At 49.6% G+C, this 17,691-nt stretch carries 16 protein-coding genes; 10 read left to right on the plus strand and 6 right to left on the minus strand.

The features are described from left to right. Positions 1-44 precede the first annotated feature (44 nt). The 3 genes from IC230_RS27550 to IC230_RS27560 are packed head-to-tail and all read right to left on the minus strand — an operon-like array spanning position 45 to position 4,010. Positions 45-2,171: a xanthine dehydrogenase family protein molybdopterin-binding subunit gene (locus tag IC230_RS27550; protein ID WP_191042284.1), complete on the minus strand. Its 2,127-nt coding sequence runs from the start codon at positions 2,169-2,171 to the stop codon at positions 45-47. Between the two features lie 28 nt (positions 2,172-2,199). After that, the gene (locus IC230_RS27555; RefSeq protein ID WP_191042285.1) at positions 2,200-3,207 is read right to left on the minus strand and encodes an FAD binding domain-containing protein; all 1,008 of its coding nucleotides are present in this window, start codon (positions 3,205-3,207) and stop codon (positions 2,200-2,202) included. Between the two features lie 20 nt (positions 3,208-3,227). Continuing rightward, positions 3,228-4,010, minus strand: coding sequence for a 2Fe-2S iron-sulfur cluster-binding protein (locus IC230_RS27560; protein ID WP_191042286.1), 783 nt, complete (start codon positions 4,008-4,010; stop codon positions 3,228-3,230). Positions 4,011-4,232: 222 nt separating this feature from the next. On the opposite strand from IC230_RS27560, the gene IC230_RS27565 reads away from it, so the two are divergent. Next, the gene (locus IC230_RS27565) at positions 4,233-5,243 is read left to right on the plus strand and encodes an SDR family oxidoreductase (RefSeq protein ID WP_317171855.1); all 1,011 of its coding nucleotides are present in this window, start codon (positions 4,233-4,235) and stop codon (positions 5,241-5,243) included. A gap of 39 nt (positions 5,244-5,282) precedes the next feature. Here IC230_RS27565 and IC230_RS27570 read toward each other — a convergent pair whose 3' ends face one another. Beyond that, on the minus strand, positions 5,283-5,567 hold the full coding sequence (locus IC230_RS27570) for a hypothetical protein (RefSeq protein ID WP_191042287.1): 285 nt from the start codon (positions 5,565-5,567) through the stop codon (positions 5,283-5,285). A 117-nt stretch (positions 5,568-5,684) separates the two neighbouring features. On the opposite strand from IC230_RS27570, the gene IC230_RS27575 reads away from it, so the two are divergent. The 3 genes from IC230_RS27575 (at position 5,685) to IC230_RS27585 (ending at position 8,454) form a co-directional block, all read left to right on the plus strand. Further along, positions 5,685-6,626, plus strand: coding sequence for a helix-turn-helix domain-containing protein (locus IC230_RS27575; protein WP_191042288.1), 942 nt, complete (start codon positions 5,685-5,687; stop codon positions 6,624-6,626). Positions 6,627-6,715: 89 nt separating this feature from the next. Next, positions 6,716-7,468 carry an SDR family NAD(P)-dependent oxidoreductase gene (locus IC230_RS27580; RefSeq protein ID WP_191042289.1) on the plus strand — a complete coding sequence of 251 codons (753 nt, stop codon included), beginning with the start codon at positions 6,716-6,718 and terminating at the stop codon, positions 7,466-7,468. Positions 7,469-7,566: 98 nt separating this feature from the next. Next, positions 7,567-8,454 carry an NmrA family NAD(P)-binding protein gene (locus tag IC230_RS27585; RefSeq protein WP_191042290.1) on the plus strand — a complete coding sequence of 296 codons (888 nt, stop codon included), beginning with the start codon at positions 7,567-7,569 and terminating at the stop codon, positions 8,452-8,454. Between the two features lie 6 nt (positions 8,455-8,460). Here the strand turns inward: IC230_RS27585 and IC230_RS27590 are convergent, their stop codons facing one another. Then, positions 8,461-9,024, minus strand: a complete 564-nt coding sequence (locus IC230_RS27590) for a dihydrofolate reductase family protein (RefSeq protein WP_191042291.1) — start codon at positions 9,022-9,024, stop codon at positions 8,461-8,463. A gap of 242 nt (positions 9,025-9,266) precedes the next feature. Here IC230_RS27590 and IC230_RS27595 point away from each other — a divergent pair, with 242 nt between their 5' ends. From IC230_RS27595 to IC230_RS27620, 6 genes are all read left to right on the plus strand, one after another. Further along, positions 9,267-10,712, plus strand: a complete 1,446-nt coding sequence (locus tag IC230_RS27595; RefSeq protein WP_191042292.1) for a GntP family permease — start codon at positions 9,267-9,269, stop codon at positions 10,710-10,712. 10 nt (positions 10,713-10,722) lie between these two features. Next, entirely contained in the window at positions 10,723-12,249 is a 1,527-nt protein-coding gene (gene garD / locus IC230_RS27600) for a galactarate dehydratase (RefSeq protein WP_191042293.1), read from the plus strand. A gap of 279 nt (positions 12,250-12,528) precedes the next feature. Continuing rightward, the gene (locus IC230_RS27605; protein WP_191042294.1) at positions 12,529-13,440 is read left to right on the plus strand and encodes a 5-dehydro-4-deoxyglucarate dehydratase; all 912 of its coding nucleotides are present in this window, start codon (positions 12,529-12,531) and stop codon (positions 13,438-13,440) included. Positions 13,441-13,518: 78 nt separating this feature from the next. Further along, on the plus strand, positions 13,519-13,956 hold the full coding sequence (locus IC230_RS27610; RefSeq protein ID WP_191042295.1) for an EVE domain-containing protein: 438 nt from the start codon (positions 13,519-13,521) through the stop codon (positions 13,954-13,956). Beyond that, positions 13,943-14,170: an alpha/beta fold hydrolase gene (locus IC230_RS27615; RefSeq protein ID WP_191042296.1), complete on the plus strand. Its 228-nt coding sequence runs from the start codon at positions 13,943-13,945 to the stop codon at positions 14,168-14,170. Before IC230_RS27610 ends, IC230_RS27615 begins: the two co-directional genes overlap by 14 nt. Positions 14,171-14,203: 33 nt before the next feature. Then, on the plus strand, positions 14,204-14,833 hold the full coding sequence (locus IC230_RS27620; protein ID WP_317171857.1) for an alpha/beta hydrolase: 630 nt from the start codon (positions 14,204-14,206) through the stop codon (positions 14,831-14,833). Positions 14,834-14,983: 150 nt separating this feature from the next. On the opposite strand, the gene ppsA is transcribed toward IC230_RS27620, so the two are convergent. Beyond that, positions 14,984-17,650 carry a phosphoenolpyruvate synthase gene (gene ppsA / locus IC230_RS27625; protein WP_191042298.1) on the minus strand — a complete coding sequence of 889 codons (2,667 nt, stop codon included), beginning with the start codon at positions 17,648-17,650 and terminating at the stop codon, positions 14,984-14,986. Positions 17,651-17,691: the final 41 nt, after the last annotated feature.

Genomic DNA, 17,691 nt, shown 5'->3' on the forward strand with positions numbered 1-17,691 from the left:
GCTATTACTACAGACTTGGTCACGTTCTATTTCCCCGCTTGCTTTTACAACACCTTATCCGGTGTAATTGGCAAGTCCCGAACCCGTTTGCCAGTGGCATTAAAAACAGCGTTGGCAACGGCGGCTGCTACCGCCACAATACCTACTTCGCCAATACCTTTGACACCCAACGAATTGACATGCTCGTCTTTCTCGTTGATAAAAATAGCGTCCAGATTACCGATATCCAGGTTAGACGGTACGTGGTAATCGGCGAAGGAGCGGGTAACGAAATTGCCCCAGCGCGGATCAACCACCGATTCTTCCGTTAGCGCCATACCGATCCCCCAGACGTTGCCGCCGATGATCTGCGAACGGGCGGTTTTCGGGTTCAGAATCTGACCGGCGCCAGTCACCGCCAGAAATCGATTCACGCGAATCATACCCGTCGATTTATTGACTGCTACTTCCGCAAAATTGGCGTTGAAGCTGTGGGCTGAATACTCCTCGGCACTTTCGGGCGCTTTGGAATCGACCCGCGTCTGATACTCGGTCAGTTTCTCGGAACGCATTAACTGCGCGGCTGTTGGACGGGCGAAAAACTGCTTGCCCGATTTGGCGACCAGCTCATCCGTAATTTTCTGGCAGGCATCGTTCACGGCATTGGCGTAACTGGCTGCACCCACCGAACCCACCGCACCGGCAGCCGGAGGCAGATCAGAATCGCCAATTTTCATGTTAATCTGTTGAATCGACAACCCAAGCGCATCGGCGGCTGTTTGCGTCAGGATGGTATACGTACCCGTGCCCAAATCCGCAGCGGCCAGTTCAACCGTGGCCGTTACGTTATCGCCGGTACGTTTCAGTTTCACCAGGGCCGAAGTTGGGCGCTGATGAGCGGGATACGTACCCGCTGAGACGCCGTAGCCGATCCAGTAGTTGCCCTGTGAATTCTGACGCGGTTCGGGTTTGCGCTTGTCCCAACCAAAGGCTTTGGCTCCTTCCCGCAGGCACTGTACCGTCGTCCGCGATGACCAGGGCTTGCCATTGGATGGATCGCGTTCGGGCTCGTTCTTAATCCGAAGCTCAATCGGGTCCATTTTCAGCTTGTACGCCAACTCATCCATCGCCGATTCGAGGGCAAAACTGCCAGTCGATTTGCCAGGACCGCGTGTGTAGGTCGGCAGAATCAGGTTCATGGGCACCACCCGATACGTAATGAGCGAGTTAGGCGTCTCGTACATAATTTTCGAGCAGTCGCCACAGGGTTCAACAAATTCGTCGTTGATGGCGCAGTGGGTTACGATTTCGTGCGCCAGCGCCGTCAGCTTACCATCGGCGGTTGCAGCCAGACTTATTTTCTGTCGATTATGTTGCCGCATCCCCACCGAATTGACCATCTGCTGGCGAGTTAAAGCGAGCTTAACCGGTCGGTTCACCTGTTTGGCCGCTACAGCCGTCAGCGCCAGATTCGCCCATTGTCCACCTTTTGAGCCGAAACCACCCCCGATGTAAGGCGACACGATACGTACCTGCTCCGGTTTCAGATTCAACGTAGCAGCCGCAGCACTTTGCGCGCCGTTTACAATCTGCGCACTGCTATATAAGGTCACTTTATCGCCATCCCATTCGGCAATGGCAGCGTGGGGTTCCAGCGGATGGTGGTGTTCGATAGGTGTTTCATACACCTCCTCCACTTTAATCGTAGCCTGACTGAGTGCCGCTTTTGCATCACCCCGTTCAGCGTCCGCTTTCTCTTTGTCCTTCGGCAGCCGAGCCTGATCAGCAACTTTATCGAAATTGACTTTAGGTTCTTTTTTGTCGTACGTAACGCTGACGAGCCGCGATGCGTAACGAGCCTGCTCGAAGGTTTCAGCTACCACAATGCCAATATTTTGCCCAAAGAAATCAACTTCTGGACTTTGCAGCAAAGCGCCCCCGCGAAGGCCACCTTTGACGTTTAATTTCAGTACATTTTTGTGGGTAATAACCGCCAGCACGCCAGGTGCTTTCTCAGCAGCAGCGGTATTGATGTCCTGAATCGTTCCGGCGGCAATGGTGCTTTTAAACAGAATGGCATACGCCGGGTTCTTCACCGGATGATCCATCGAATAAGGCGCTTTGCCGGTTACCTTAGCAATCCCGTCGATTCGGCTGATCGGGGTGCCTACTACTTTATCTTTCTCCTTCATAGGATTTAGAATTCTTTCAGGTGGTTTCTCAGGCTTTGCCGCCGTTCATGGCCATTTGCAATGCCAGCACGATGCTTCGATTGCCCAGTTCTACTTTAAACGCGTTGTGTTCCAGCGGCTTGGCGTCGGCCATCTCGGCGCTGGCGGCCAGTTTGAAGTTAGCTTCCGTGGCTTCTTTACCAACTAACAGTTGCTCGGCTTTCAGTGCCCGCCAGGGTTTATGAGCTACACCGCCCATCGCGATACGTGCCTGTACGATTTTGTTACCCGATGTTTCCAAAGCCGCTGCGACCGATACCAGCGCAAAGGCATAGGAAGCCCGGTCACGTACTTTAACGTAGTACGATTTATCCGCAAAGTTGTTCCTGGGCAATTCGATGGACGTAATCAGTTCACCGTGCGTCAGGATCGTATCTTTTTCGGGTTGATCGCCCGGCAATCGGTGAAAATCGGCCATGGAAATGCTACGTTCCTGCCCACTGGCATTCCGAACGTTGACGACCGCATCCAGTGCCGCCAGCGCGATAGCCATATCCGATGGGTAAACCGCTACACATTTTTCTGACCAGCCAAAGATGGCGTGCATTCGATTGATGCCTTCTTTGGCCCCACAGCCTGTTCCTGGCTCGCGTTTGTTGCAGGGCATAGCCACCTCATAGAAGTATGGGCAGCGGGTCCGTTGCAGCAGGTTACCGCCATTGGTCGCCATATTCCGAATCTGCCCCGATGCGCCAGCCAGAATCGCCTGCGTCAAGAGCGGATAGTTTTGGCGAATCAGTGGATGATTGGCGGCATCGGTATTTTTGCCGAGCCCACCGATTGAAATACCACCTTTATTGGTTCCGGACGATATGGTTTTTATATCGCTTAGCCCCAGTTCGGAAATGTCGATTAGCGTACTGGGCCGCTCGACGTCTTCCTTCATCAGATCCAGCAAATTGGTACCCCCAGCCAGGAATTTGGCGTTTGGATTCCCGGTCAGTAGTTTACTGGCAGACGTAGCGTCTTTAGCCCGAGTGTAGGTGAAAGGTCTCATCGGATACGATTGAAAAAAGATTAAACCGAGCGAAAAACCTGCTCGACTGGCTTGCCGCTATGAACCTCCTGAATGGCGGCAACAATATTTGGATACGCCCCACACCGGCAAATGTTCCCTGACATCCGCTCCCGAATTTCTTCGTTGGAAAGCTTCGCCGGTCCCGCTGACTGACGCACGTTTTCGGTAACGTAGCTGGCGTGGCCTTTCTTCGCTTCATCAAGCAACGCCACGGCCGAGCAAATCTGGCCGGGTGTACAGAAGCCGCACTGGAAGCCATCGTGTTTTAGGAACGATTCCTGCATGGGATGCAATTGACTTCCCTGGGCCAATCCTTCAATCGTCTGCACGGTTTTCCCTTCGCAGGAAGCGGCAAGCGTGAGGCACGATAATACCCGATGACCGTTTACGATGACCGTACAGGCACCACATTGGCCATGATCACAGCCCTTTTTGGAACCGGTCAGGTCAAGTCGTTCACGCAAGGTATCCAGCAACGTCATGCGGGAGTCAACCGCCAGCTTGCGGGCTGTACCGTTGACTTTTAATGATACGTTCACGCCGTTTTCAATACTGGCTGGAACCAGTTCGGTTGGTATCGTCTCGCTGAGCGGTCGGGCTATCAATTGCTCTGCCACCGCCGACTGAGCCGCCAGAATGCCACCGCCCGCCAGCGTCATCAGCTTGAGAAAATGGCGCCGGTTGACCCCCGTATCGAGAATCTCGTTCAGGTCTTCAGGCATTAGATCGGCAAACAATCGCTTTTCGTCCTCCGTCAGATCAGGTGATTCGTGTTCGTCCATCGTATAGAAAGGATTTGGTCGTTCATGGTCATCAGGACCAATAAACATTAATTACCCAAACCACGTAGTGAAGCGTATTGTTGGGCGAGAACGCATTTCCTAACTAAGCAATTTTAATCCTCAAAAAATCTAACTATACAATTGCACGGTTAGTTAGCAGTCATACCCTACAGGTAAACTGTAGAAATTGTCAGTAAATAATACTCAACGGTAGAATACAACATGATGAACGAAAATCAATTGAGCCGACGCCAGGTCATTGGCGGAATCGGAAGTGGTTTAGCCGCTTCGATGATGGCAGCTCCAGTATTAGCTGGTTCAAATTCGGAAAACCTCAGTTCAGCGGCACCGGTGCCCCTTGTCGATCCCAGGACAAAATACCCCAAACCGCCGTTTAACACACCTATGCAGCCTTTCCCGGGCTTGGTCAGTAAAATGAATCCCCGGCCCGATCATGGCGAGACCAGTTACAAGGGCTCAGGCCGGTTGGCAGGGCGAAAAGCGTTAATCACCGGGGGCGACTCGGGAATGGGCCGAGCTGCGGCAATTGCTTACGCCCGCGAGGGCGCCGACGTAGCGATCAACTATTTACCGGCTGAAGAACCCGACGCTAAAGAAGTAATTGACCTGATCAAAAAAGAAGGCCGAAAAGCGATTGCCATTCCCGGTGACTTACGCGATGAAGCCTTCTGCAAACGATTGGTTGATGAAGCTGTAAAAGGCCTGGGTGGTCTGGATATTCTGGTCAACAATGCAGGTCGGCAGCAACAGCGTGAATCTATTCTGGATCTCACTTCGGAGGATTTCGACGCGACGATGAAAACGAATATCTACGCACCATTCTGGATAATCAAGGCCGCTTTGCCACATATGCCACCCGGATCGGCTATTATCGGTACTACGTCAGAACAGGCTTATGACCCTTCACCTAATCTGTATGACTATGCGCAAACGAAAGCTGCTACGATGAATTATGTGAAGTCGTTAGCGAAACAGCTTGGTCCCAAAGGTATCCGGGTGAATGGCGTAGCGCCGGGTCCTATCTGGACGCCCTTGCAACCCAGCGGTGGCGCTACGGCAGAAAAACTAAAAACGTTCGGTGGTGATACCGCACTAGGTCGTCCTGGACAACCCGCTGAGTTAGCATCGATTTACGTACAGTTGGCCGCCAGCGACGCTAGTTTCGCAACAGGACAAGTTTATGGATCTGCCGGTGGTAATGGACAGCCTTAAGATTAGCCAAATAGAACACAGATCATAATAATCTGTGTTCTATTTGAAATAACTGAACTGAATAAAAACTGGATCATCGTCAATTGTATGGCCATACAAAGGTGGGTCCGTAATTTCTTCGATCTCAAGATCAGTCGGTGAGTGTCCCAATTCGCTCATGGCCTCGACAGCATACACCTTAGCAACCCGGTGAATCAATGCCAATCGGGAGAACAGGGCGCCCGTTGCTGTCTGGGTTTCGCTAAACTGGCTGAGTCGTTTGCTGAACTCTCTGGCTGGTATTTCAATCGTCTGCCATTGTCGATTTGTCGGTTGTTCCTCCATACTTTCCTAACCAGTTTCAAATCGTGTTGTTGGCAAGCTCTTAATCTGGATGACACTAAATCCATATCTGTCTTGTTGCGGAGAAAAGGCCTGTCCGGCTTTTCACGAAAGATCAGTATGAACGGTCACTTACTAGACGATTGCTTATTTAAAGACCTGCCCGATATAGCTACCGAACACAACGTTTCGGTGCCGGGAATTAGTCAACAGGAATCCAGCTACTTTACTGTCTATAATACGGAGGGTCTCCTAAAAAGCATTGACGCGCAACCCCTAACGGCCCTTCCCTGTCGGGTAAACTATAAAATCAGCTTACTGGACGGATACAGTCGAGCTGAGTATGCGGATAAAGTCATCGACATCGAGCCGAAGGCGCTTCTCTTTTCTACCCCTAAAATCCCTTATCACTGGTTGCCACAGGATCTAAATCAGCCTGGGGCAAGCTGTGTCTTTACGGCGGATTTTCTGCTGCCAGCCAAAAGTGGGGTGGTACTCGACGAATTACCAATCTTTAAAGCGGGTGGTTATCCCGTTTTTCAACTGTCCACCGACGAAGCTAATCGGGTGCAGGCCATTTTTCAGAAAATGCAGGACGAACTGGCTTCGGATTACGTATACAAATACGATCTGCTACGTAACTACGCACTGGAACTGATTCATTTCGGACAGAAACTGCAACCAGCCCCTGCGCTGCAACCGCTTCATGGAGCTTCCGCACGGGTATCGTCGTTATTTACCGAATTGCTGGAACGGCAGTTTCCGATCAAGACGCCGAAACAGCAACTGCACCTACGTACGGCCAAAGACTATGCAGATCAACTGGCGGTGCATGTTAATCACCTCAACAAGGTGCTGAAAGAGACGACTGGACGTACCACCACCGAGTTAATCACCAACCGCGTCGTGCAGGAAGCCAAAGTGCTACTCAGACAACCGAAGTGGACGCTGGCGGAGATTGCCGATAGTCTTGGTTTTACGGATGTGGCACATTTCTCCAAATCCTTTAAACAGCAAACGGCTTTGACGCCCGGTGCCTATCGAAACCAGGTATTCATTTGATTGCTACAAAAAGCGGATTGACTTCTACAATACCCCAACTGGTTAGTTGACGGACCTTTGCCAGGTCTTTATCAAGTCAAGTAAACCAGATGAAAACGAATAAAATAGCCTTGGTTACCGGCGGTAGCCGGGGAATAGGCAAGAATATGGCGCTGAGCCTGGCGCAAAAAGGAATTGACGTCCTGTTAACGTATCACAGTCAGCAGCAAGAAGCCCAATCCACCGTCGCCGAAATCGAAGCATTGGGGCAGAAAGCTGTAGCCCTGCAAATAGACACCGCCGACCTCAGCAGTTTCGACGCTTTTTTTGAACGCGTAACAACGGCTCTGTCACAGAATTTTGGCACCGATCGTTTTGATTTTCTGATTAACAATGCCGGTACAGGCCTGACGGCGCTTATTACCCAAACAACCGAAGCGCAGTTTGACCAGATGCTGAACATCCATCTGAAAGGCGTTTATTTTCTGACTCAAAAGGCGCTGCCATTGCTGAACGATGGTGGACGTATCATCAACATATCATCGGGCGTAACGCGCTATTCGTATCCGGGGGCTTCTGCCTACGCCATTATGAAAGGCGCGGTGGATGTTTTTACCCGCTACCTGGCGCTGGAACTGGGCGCGCGAGGTATTACAGCCAATGTGGTTGCGCCCGGTGCCATCTTTGGGGGAGGAGCCATGACCGATACGCCGGAAATGCGGACATACGTAGCCCAGATAACGGCCCTGGGTCGCGTCGGACTCCCCGACGATGTTGGCGGTGTCATCGCGTTTTTGTGCAGCGAGGAGGCCAAATGGATTAACGGTCAGCGTATTGAATTGACCGGCGGTATGAATCTGTAAATAGTCAATACGCTTAACTAAGTCAGGTAAAATCCGGTTGTAAGATAGCGGTAGCCACATGGCTACCGCTATCTTTTTATTTTGACGACTAACAGAAAATGGCAACAACAATTTTGGTAGCAGGTGCAACCGGTAATCTGGGCGGACGAATCGTTCGGGAATTGCTCAAGCGCGGGGCTGAGGTACGGGCACTGGTCCGGCCGAGCTCGGATGAGAAAAAAGTAGACGCGCTCAAACAACAAGGAGTGCAGATTGCCGAAGCCGATACGTCGGACGTAGTGCAGTTGACCAAGGCCTGTGAAGGCGTTTCTTGTGTTGTATCAGCGTTGCAGGGGCTGCGCGACGTGCTGGTCGATACGCAGTCAAGGTTGGTCGACGCGGCTATTGAGGCTGGCGTTCCCCGCTTCATCTCATCCGACTTTGCCACCGACTTTACGAAACAGGCGGCTGGTGAAAATCGAAACTTTGATCTGCGGAAAGAATTTATGGCGTATATCGATAAGAAGCCCATTGCAGCTACTTCCATCATGAACGGTGCCTTTGCCGAAATCCTGTTCTATGGCACGCCCCTGCTGGATTTTAAGAACAACCAGGTTGGCTATTGGGAAAACCCCGACTGGCGCATTGACTTCACCACGATGGATAACATCGCTGCGTTTACGGCTGCCGCTGCCCTGGATGAGTCGACACCCCGTATTCTGCGCATTGCCAGTTTCCAGCTCAGCCCCAATGAACTAGCCAACGTAGCACAGACGGTTACGCATGCGAACTACCACGTAGTACGGCTGGGTTCGCTTGAAGAACTTGCGGCTTATAACAAACGCGAACGGGCGGCCCACCCCGAAGGGGAACAGGAAGTGTATCCACGCTGGCAGCAAAGCCAGTATCAGCAAAGTATGTTTACCGCGCAGCACGAAACCCTTGACAACGAGCGTTACCCAGACATACAATGGACTAGCGCGCAGGAGTGGTTGAGTAGGCGTTAGGCTGCACTAAGCCGGTTGGTAATGCATCACGACAATACCACAATCGAATGGCCTGGCTTCCACTAACCTCAGGTTCAATTTACTGTCGAGGCTGCTAAAAATTGCCATGCCTTTGCCTAAGGCAACTGGGTTAACGAAAAGATAGTAATCATCAATTAAATTAGTCTTGATCAACGACGAGACAAATTCGCCCCCGCCATAGGCGATTATATCGCCCCCGGCTTCATTCTTAAGGGCCGTAACCTCATCGACTAAATCCCCATTATTTACCGTCGCATTCTTCCCGTCGATACGTTCCAGTGTTTTTGAGAAAACAACTTTGGGCGTATCGTTCATTTTCTGTGCGCCCGGCTCTTCCGTTTCAGCGTTTTCAGCACGCGATTGCCAGGCGGGAATAAAGCCCTGAGCTAATTTTCGACCTAGCAGAATGGTATCGACGGGTTCGGTGAGACCACCAACATAATTCATTACGTCTTCGCCCCAGTTCATCGTCAGCCAATCCATTTCGCCGTTTGGGCCAGCAATGAAGCCATCGGTTGTGATTTGTACCTGTAGTTTTAATTGTCTCATGGTTGATACGTTCATTGAATGGTAAATTTATTTTTTAACCAACCTCAAAAGCACACAGACCACAGATTCTCATAAGTGACATGATTTTACGCTGGGCAAGACACCGATGGATATAAATACCATGTTCTTGACTTTCATACCTATTGGCCTGCTGATGATGCCAGAGATAAAGCCACCTGCTAAGAATTCAGTCAGTAAATAGTAAAATAGAAACTCCTAAAACCGGAAACCGTAACTGAAAAATGACAGATCCTGTACTCATTTTACTCATTGGCGTTGTCGTAGTAGTTGGCGGCATCATCGGTTTTAAATTACATCCTTTTTTAGCCCTTCTTTTAGCTGCGTTAACCGTTGCCTTACTTACTCCAACCGAGTTGGTTGAACACTATTTTACCACGAAGGGCTTATCGGAAGCTGAAGCGCTAAAACAGGCCCACAAAAGTATCGGCGAACGTATCGCCACCGAATTTGGCAATACCTGTACCAAAATCGGTATCCTAATCGCGATGGCCGCCATTATCGGTAAAGCCATGCTCGACAGCGGAGCTGCTGAAAAAATCATCCGGGCCATGCTGAAAGTTACGGGCGTGAAGAATGCCCCAATCGGCTTTATTCTAAGTAGTTTCTTTCTAACGATTCCCGTTTTTGTGGATACCGTTATTTTCCTGATGATGCCACTGGCCAAGGCTATGGGAATGCGGCTGGGCAAAAATTACCTGCTGCTGGCGTTATCCGTTATTGCGGGTGCCGTGATGGCCAATTCGTACGTACCACCCTCGCCGGGTCCACTGTTTTTGGTGGGTGCCCTGAACGTACCTATCGGCTTAATGATGGTTTGTGGCACCCTGCTCGGACTCTGCACAATCACCGTTGGCTATCTGACGGCCGTTTTCCTGAATAAGAAATTCGACATTCCGCTTCGGGATTCACCCGATGCGCGTTTGGAAGACATCAAAGCTATTGCCGACAAAGACGATAAAGAGTTGCCCGCGTTAGGTTGGGCGTTGCTTCCGGCGGTTTTTCCCCTGGCTACCATTTGTATACGGTCTGCTGTAGAAGCTTTTCATCAGCCTGGCAAGCCGTTAACCGACAGCTCCATTATCAACACCGTTTTAGAGGTACTTCTTTTCTTTGGCGACAAAAATATTGCCTTGCTGATGGGAGGTATTTTTGCACTTCTGGTGCTGGCCAGTCAGAAAAAAACGACCAAAGAGAAACTGACGGCTTTTGTCCAAACGGCCTTGATGAGTGGGGGTCACATCATCTTAATTACTGCCGCCGGTGGTGCTTTTGGCGGCATGTTGCAGCAATCGGGAATCAGCGACCGCATTGCCGATCTGACCAAAGGGTATCAAATGGCTCTGATACCGTTGGCGTTTTTTATTGCCATGGTTGTCCGCACGGCGCAGGGGTCAGCTACAGTGGCCTTAATCACCGCGTCTGGAATTTTAGCTGGAATGGCCCAGAATGCCAATTTAGGGTTCCACCCCGTTTATTTGTGTCTGGCCATTGGCAGTGGGGCCAAGCTAATTCCGTGGATGAATGACGCGGGTTTCTGGATTATGTGCAAAACCAGTAACCTGACTGAACGGGAAGCCCTTAAGACCATTGCGCCTATGCAAAGCCTGATGGGGCTGACGGGCGTTATTCTCACCATGATAGCCGCCTGGCTTTTTCCTATGGTTTGATTCGGGATACATGAAAAATATAGTCATAAAAACAACACCCAGCGACAACGTAGCCATTGTAGCGAATCCATTAGGATTAGATCGTGGTGCGGTGGTTTTAGACGGAATCGTGCTCGAAGAGACTATTCCGATGGGACATAAAGTCGCGCTACAATCGCTCCAGGATGGGGATGAAGTAATCCGTTATGGACAGGTAATCGGGTACGCCAATCAACGTATTCAAGCAGGGAGCTGGGTAAACGAACGGAATATCAGCCTTCCTCAGCCACCCAATCTGGACGCCATTCCTTACGTACAGAAAAACGTTTCCAAACCCGAACCAGTAGAGGGCTATACGTTCCAGGGATATAAAAATCCCGATGGCAGTGCTGGTACGAAGAATGTGCTGGGCATCACAACCAGCGTACAGTGCGTAGCCGGTATTACGGACTTTATCTGTCAGAAGATCAAGCGTGAACTGCTGCCACGTTACCCAAATGTCGATGACGTCGTGGCGTTTACCCATAGCTATGGCTGCGGTATTGCCATTGACGCGCCGGGTGCGATTGTACCGATTCGCACGATCAAACACATTGCGCAGAACCCAAATTTTGGGGGTGAAATCATGATTATTGGATTGGGTTGTGAGAAACTACGTCCAGAACGCTTATTGCCTACAGGTCAAAATCCAGCAGACAGTTCGATACTTTATTTGCAGGATGAATCCTTCGAGGGCTTTGGCGATATGGTTGAGGGGATCCTGCAACTGGCTGAAAAGCATCTACAAAAACTAAATGACCGCCAACGGACCACCTGCCCGGCCGCTGATCTGGTGGTCGGCATGCAGTGTGGCGGCAGCGATGCCTTTTCTGGCCTGACGGGCAACCCGGTTTCGGGTTTCGCGGCCGATCTGATCGTACGAGCCGGTGGAACGGTGTTTTTCTCGGAAGTGACTGAAGTACGGGATGCCATTCATTTGCTGGTACCGAGAGCCGTGGATGCTACCGTAGCCCAGGCCCTCAAGAACGAAATGGCCTGGTATGATACGTATCTACAGCAGGGAATGGCCGACCGAAGTGCTAACACGACCCCAGGTAACAAGGGAGGAGGCTTGAGCAATATCGTCGAAAAAGCCTTAGGCTCGGTGGCTAAATCAGGAACGAGTCCGATTGTCGATGTGATTTCGCCGGGCGAGAAGATTCGGAAAAAGGGACTGAATTTTGTGGCGACACCAGCCAGCGATTTTGTTTGTGGAACCCTGCAGTTAGCGGCCGGTATGAACATGCACGTATTCATTACGGGACGAGGAACGCCTTATGGCCTCAACATGGTGCCGGTGATTAAAGTGAGTTCGAACTCGAAATTAGCCAACCGATGGCACGACCTGATCGATTTCGATGCAGGTCCAATAGCCTTCGGAACAAAAACGATTGACGAAATGGGTTGGGAGTTATTTAGCCTGATTCTCGACGTAGCCAGTGGCAACAAACAAGTGGCTACGGATAAGCTGGGGCTTTACAATGACCTGGTGCTATTCAATCCAGGTCCATTAACGTAATATATCCCTAAATCCTCTTCAGGGCAGGGCGGTTAAGTTCTGATTGTCAACCCTGAAAGGGTGTAATCTTTGTAGAAAAAGTAACCATCAATAGAGTTAGAACCCCAGAGGGGTGAAAGATGTCACCCCTCCGGGGTTTTGGGACGGGTTACCCTACTTATTTCTACAATGATTTCATCCCCGCTCCGGCGGCCCGGTACGGGATTAGCATTTAACAGACCTGACCTGAAGGGGATTTAATGGTATTTTCAATAGTTTCTAAACCAAAAACAGAAAACGATGGAATTAGCAAAAATAAAATCATCACTCGAAGACGGGCTCCTTTCGTTTCCAATAACGGACTTCAACGAAAAAGGAGAATTGAATATCGAAACCTATACTGACCGACTCGAATGGTTTGTCAGTCATAACGTATCGTCAGTATTCGTGGCCGGTGGAACGGGTGAGTTTTTTTCCCTTTCGGCAGCCGAATACGAGCAGATTGTTCAGGTGTCGGCTAAAACAGTCGCCGAGCGAGTACCTGTCATTTCGAGTGTAGGTCGGAGTGTGCCTGAGGCTATTTCCTTTGCGAAGATGGCCGAAAAAGCGGGTATTAATGCCTTGCTGCTTTTTCCGCCTTATTTAACTGAATGTCCACAGGACGGGGTCTACGAATACGCGAAAACAATCATGCAGAACACCGCATTGCCTGTCATTTATTACAACCGTGGAAATGGCGTGTTGTCGACAGAGTATATCCGGAAACTGGCCGACGCTTGTCCGAATTTTATTGGCTTGAAAGATGGCACGGGTAACATACAGGAGTTGAACGATACGATTAAGACGATAGGTAAACGGCTGTCTTACATTGGTGGCGTACCGACGGCAGAGATTATTGCCGAGGCTTATTTATCCATCGGTGTAAATACGTATTCATCGGCAGCGTTCAATTTCGTACCCGAACTGGCCAATAAATTCTATAAAAGTCTTCGGGAAGGTGATTCGGCTACCGTAGCTGAGATTACCAGAAAGTTCTACATTCCATTGGTCAGACTACGGGGCAGGAAGAATGGTTACGCCGTCAGTTTGATTAAAGCGGGAGCAAAAATCATTGGCCGTAGTGCCGGTGATGTTCGTCCACCACTCACTATGCCAACCGATGCTGAAGTGGCCGAACTCAAAACGATAATCGAGAAAAGCGTTGCTGAGTGAATTGGACCGGTGAAACATCATCGCTCACGAGATGATTACTGATCATTAACAGCGAAGCGATCTAAAGACAATCGTTTTATGCAACAAGAACAACACTATTGGGTTGTCGTAGCCTCGAAAGATCACGTTAGGCGTGGGGTCACGGGTGGATTCATGCAGGCCAATCATGGTAAAGAAGCGCCATTGAAGCGGATAAAGCCAGACGATTGGGTGATCTTCTATTCACCAAAAAAAGAACTGGACGGTGATGAGAAACTTCAGGCGTTTACAGCGATTGGACAGGTGAGCGATGATAAAATTTACCAGCACGCCATGTCCGAAAACTTTGTTCCCTTCCGACGGAACGTAACGTTTTATCCGTGTAACGATGCGCCTATCGTGCCGCTCATCAATGATCTTGACTTTATCCAGAACAAGAAATCATGGGGCTATACGTTCCGCTTCGGCTTTTTTGAAATCGGAAAGAACGATTTTGATCTGATCCAGAAACACATGCGTACCGATGGCAATGACTAACGCCGAAAAGTCAACCGATTCGCTGGCTTTTGAGCATCAGCAAGTGGCCGTAGAGGGTGTGTCCATCCACACCGTTACAATTGGACAGCCCGAAAAACCAGTGGTTTTGTTTCTGCACGGCTATCCTGAAAATTGGCAGGCATTTAAAGACGTAATGGTTGGCTTAAGTCAGGAGTATTATGCCGTCGCCATCGATTTGCCCGGTATCGGGTAGTCGGGTAAAATCGCTTCCAACGACAAACGGACCATTGCCCGATACGTGAAGGGACTTATCGACGTATTGGACCTGAGCAACGTAACGCTGGTGGGGCACGATGCAGGCGGCATGGTTACGTATGCCTATCTTCAGGCCTATCCTGACACGCTGGCGAAGGCGGTCATCATGAACGTAGCGATTCCGGGCATTGATCCCTGGGACCAGATCAGGCAGAATCCGCAAATCTGGCATTTTGCCTTCAATGCCATTCCAGACCTGCCCGAAACGTTGGTAATGGGCAAGCAACGACCATTTTTCGACTATTTCTTTACGAGTATAGCGGCACAGCCTGACAAGATTACCGAGCAGGCCCGAAACACGTATGTCGATGCATATGCCAGCTACGATGCACTCCATACGGGTTTTGAGTGGTATCGTACATTTCCGCAGGATGAAAAGGATAATGCCGCTACAAAAGGCCAGCCAGTTCAGACGCCCGTTCTGTATTTGCGAGGAGCGTGTGAATATGGAAAGATAGACGACTACGTAACGAGTTTTCGTGAAAGCGGTCTTGTTAATGTTCAGGGAAAACTTGTTCCCGGCAGCGGGCACTATGCACCCGAAGAAGCCACCGAAGACGTAGTGGCTATCCTGAAAACGTTTATAAATGACCATACGTAAGCCTCACCAGAAGCTATAGAAATGACAATCGGCTTACCGGTGAAGTCGCTGAATAAGTAAAGATCAGGAATGTGGCGGTTCGTCAGCAGGGTCGTCTGCCGGGTAATGACGCACTTTTAAATAGGTTTTAATTCGTAAATGCCTAGGTGGTCAGTTTAGGATTTCTACATACCCGTCCGTTCCATTCACCCGAATTCTCTGTCCGTCTTTGATCAGTTTGGTAGCATTTTCCACGCCAACGACTGCTGGTAAGCCATATTCACGTGCAATAACCGCTCCGTGGGTCATCAGTCCGCCAACTTCGGTGACCAGGCCTTTTATCGATACAAACAAGGGTGTCCAGCTAGGGTCAGTAAAGGTGGTGACTACTATGTCGCCATCTTCCAGATGAGCATCTTCCAGGCTTAAGATGACACGCGCCCGTCCCTCGGTAACTCCCGAAGAAACAGCCAGGCCAACAATCGCTTCGGCGGGAAGATTTTCCCGCTTGTATGCACCTGTAACGATTTCGCCATCAGAGGTGATAACCCGTGGGGGTGTTAGTTTTTCATAGATTTTGTACTCGTCTTTTCGGGCGTTGATGATCTGATAATCCAGCTTGTGGGTGCGTACGACTTCGCGAAGCTCTTCGAACGTGAGATAGTAACTATCCTCTTTTTCATAGATGACTCCGTCCTGTACGAGCTGTTCGGCTTCTTTCAGTAAAGCCTGCTTATAAACGAAATAGCGACTCACCTTACCGTATTTTGGATATTCACGATAACCGGCGAGATTCCGAACCAGGTCGATCATTCGCTTTGTTTCTTCGGCTTTTTGGTCACCGTCGGGTAGTTGCTTCAATCGCTCTAATAGCTCTTTTTCTTTTTTCAAAGCCTCCTCTCGCCCTTGTTCAAATTTTCGATGGCTGGTGCCAGGCGCAAGGTTTTTGATATTACTGAGAATCACAGGGATCAGGGTAGCTGGTTTTTCACTCCAACGGGTTCTCGTAATATCGATTTCCCCGGCGCAGCGCATTCCGTATTTGGCCAGAAAGCCATTGATAGCGTCCTGGGTTTCCTGGCCACCTTTAACTTTCACCAGTTCATCTAAAAAACTATCGTCCTGTACGTACGGAAGGTCGCCCCGTTGCAGATACTCAATTACTTCCGGATAGGGACGAATCACATCGGCAACATCCAGCAACGCCAAACCCATTTCCGACGTGATATTGTTGGGTACAGATTGAGAAAGCGTGTCGGCTGCATTTTTCTCATCCAACCACTCTTTCATGTTGGCATTGATCCATGCCGAAGCATTCATTGCAGTCATAATCACACCAAAACTTTGCGGGTCGGATAAACGCTGCTTTAGTTGTTGGATATCTTCCCGGATAAGATCAAACAGATCGACCCCGGATTTTGTGCTGATCGTTTGTTTTAAGGCTGCTATCTCTGTTTCACTGCGCTTGATCAAATCAGTAACAATTGCCGGATCGTACTCATTTAATGTTTGAAAATCCGTGTGCGAACGACCCTGATTGCTTTTGCCGGGATTCGCTTTCTGTTTGTCATCTGGTAGCGATTGAATAAAATCTTCCCGCTCTACGATGGTCATGAGTGCATCTCTTAAAAGCGGATCAGATTTCCCCAAAACATCTATTATCATTTTTCGGCTGTCAAGCGAAGACAGTTGAGGTGTGATATCAACAAATAACCTTCCACCAGCTGTGCGCATGTGTGCACTGGTTGTTAACAGCCAGAAAGACAACCCCAGTGGTTTCATCGGGTCAGTCATCATTTGCTGATGCCCAACCGATATGTAAACGTGCGGACTGCCACCGGCTTTTTCGGAATCATTCGCTGTTGGGATCGGGTACAACGTAGTGATTGGCCGACTCTGCACGACATAGAACGTATCATCCATCAAACACCATTCGATATCCTGAGGACCGCCGAAATGTTCTTCAATCGTTCTTCCTATGTGCTCAAGCTGTAAAATCTGCTCATCCGTCAGTGCTTGCCTTTTCTGTAGCGCTGGATCAATTTCCTGTTCATTCGTGCCGCCATCCTTTACTGCATAAATAGCCAGTTTCTTGGTGGATATCTTCTTGTCGATAATCTTGCCGTTACTTACTTTATAATTATCCGCATTGACAAGCCCGGAAACCAGCGCTTCCCCAAGTCCGAAGCTGGCGTCGATAGATAATACCTTCCTGTTCGACGTGACGGGATCGGCAGTAAACATAATTCCTGCTGCCTGCGGGAAGATCATCTTCTGAATAACTACAGCCAGGTAGATTGTGCGGTGATCGAATCCATTTTGTATTCGGTAAATGACGGCCCGTTCGGTAAACAGCGATGCCCAGCATTTGCTGATATGCTTCAGAATAGCCTCCTTTCCTATGATGTTTAGGTAAGTATCCTGCTGACCTGCAAAGGAGGCCGTTGGTAGATCTTCGGCTGTGGCGCTGGAACGTACTGCATAGGCACTTTTTTCGCCAAGTTGTTCAAGGTAACGATCAATCGCTTCATGAATGTCCTGAGGAGTGGCTATCTCTTCGATGATACTACGGATCTCAGCGCTCAATTCACCGATTTTATACCGGTCTTCTACCTTCAGCCGGGATAGCTGATCCAGTAATTCGTTAAGAAACGGCGCTTCCTCAATAATCCTTTTATACGCTTCGGTCGAAAGACAAAAGCCATCCGGTACGTGGATTCCTTCAAGCCTGGTGAGTTCTCCCAGGTTCGCGCCTTTACCCCCAACGGCCTTGAGTGTTGTTTTGTCAATAGTTTGAAAATCAATTACAAAGGAACTTGTATTGCTATTAGTCGCCATTTTTTATTTTGTCTACACTGTCTTTCGGACCTCTTTAAAAA

It is taken from the genome of Spirosoma validum (assembly GCF_014699035.1).
In the GTDB taxonomy this organism is placed as follows: Bacteria; Bacteroidota; Bacteroidia; order Cytophagales; family Spirosomataceae; genus Spirosoma; species Spirosoma validum.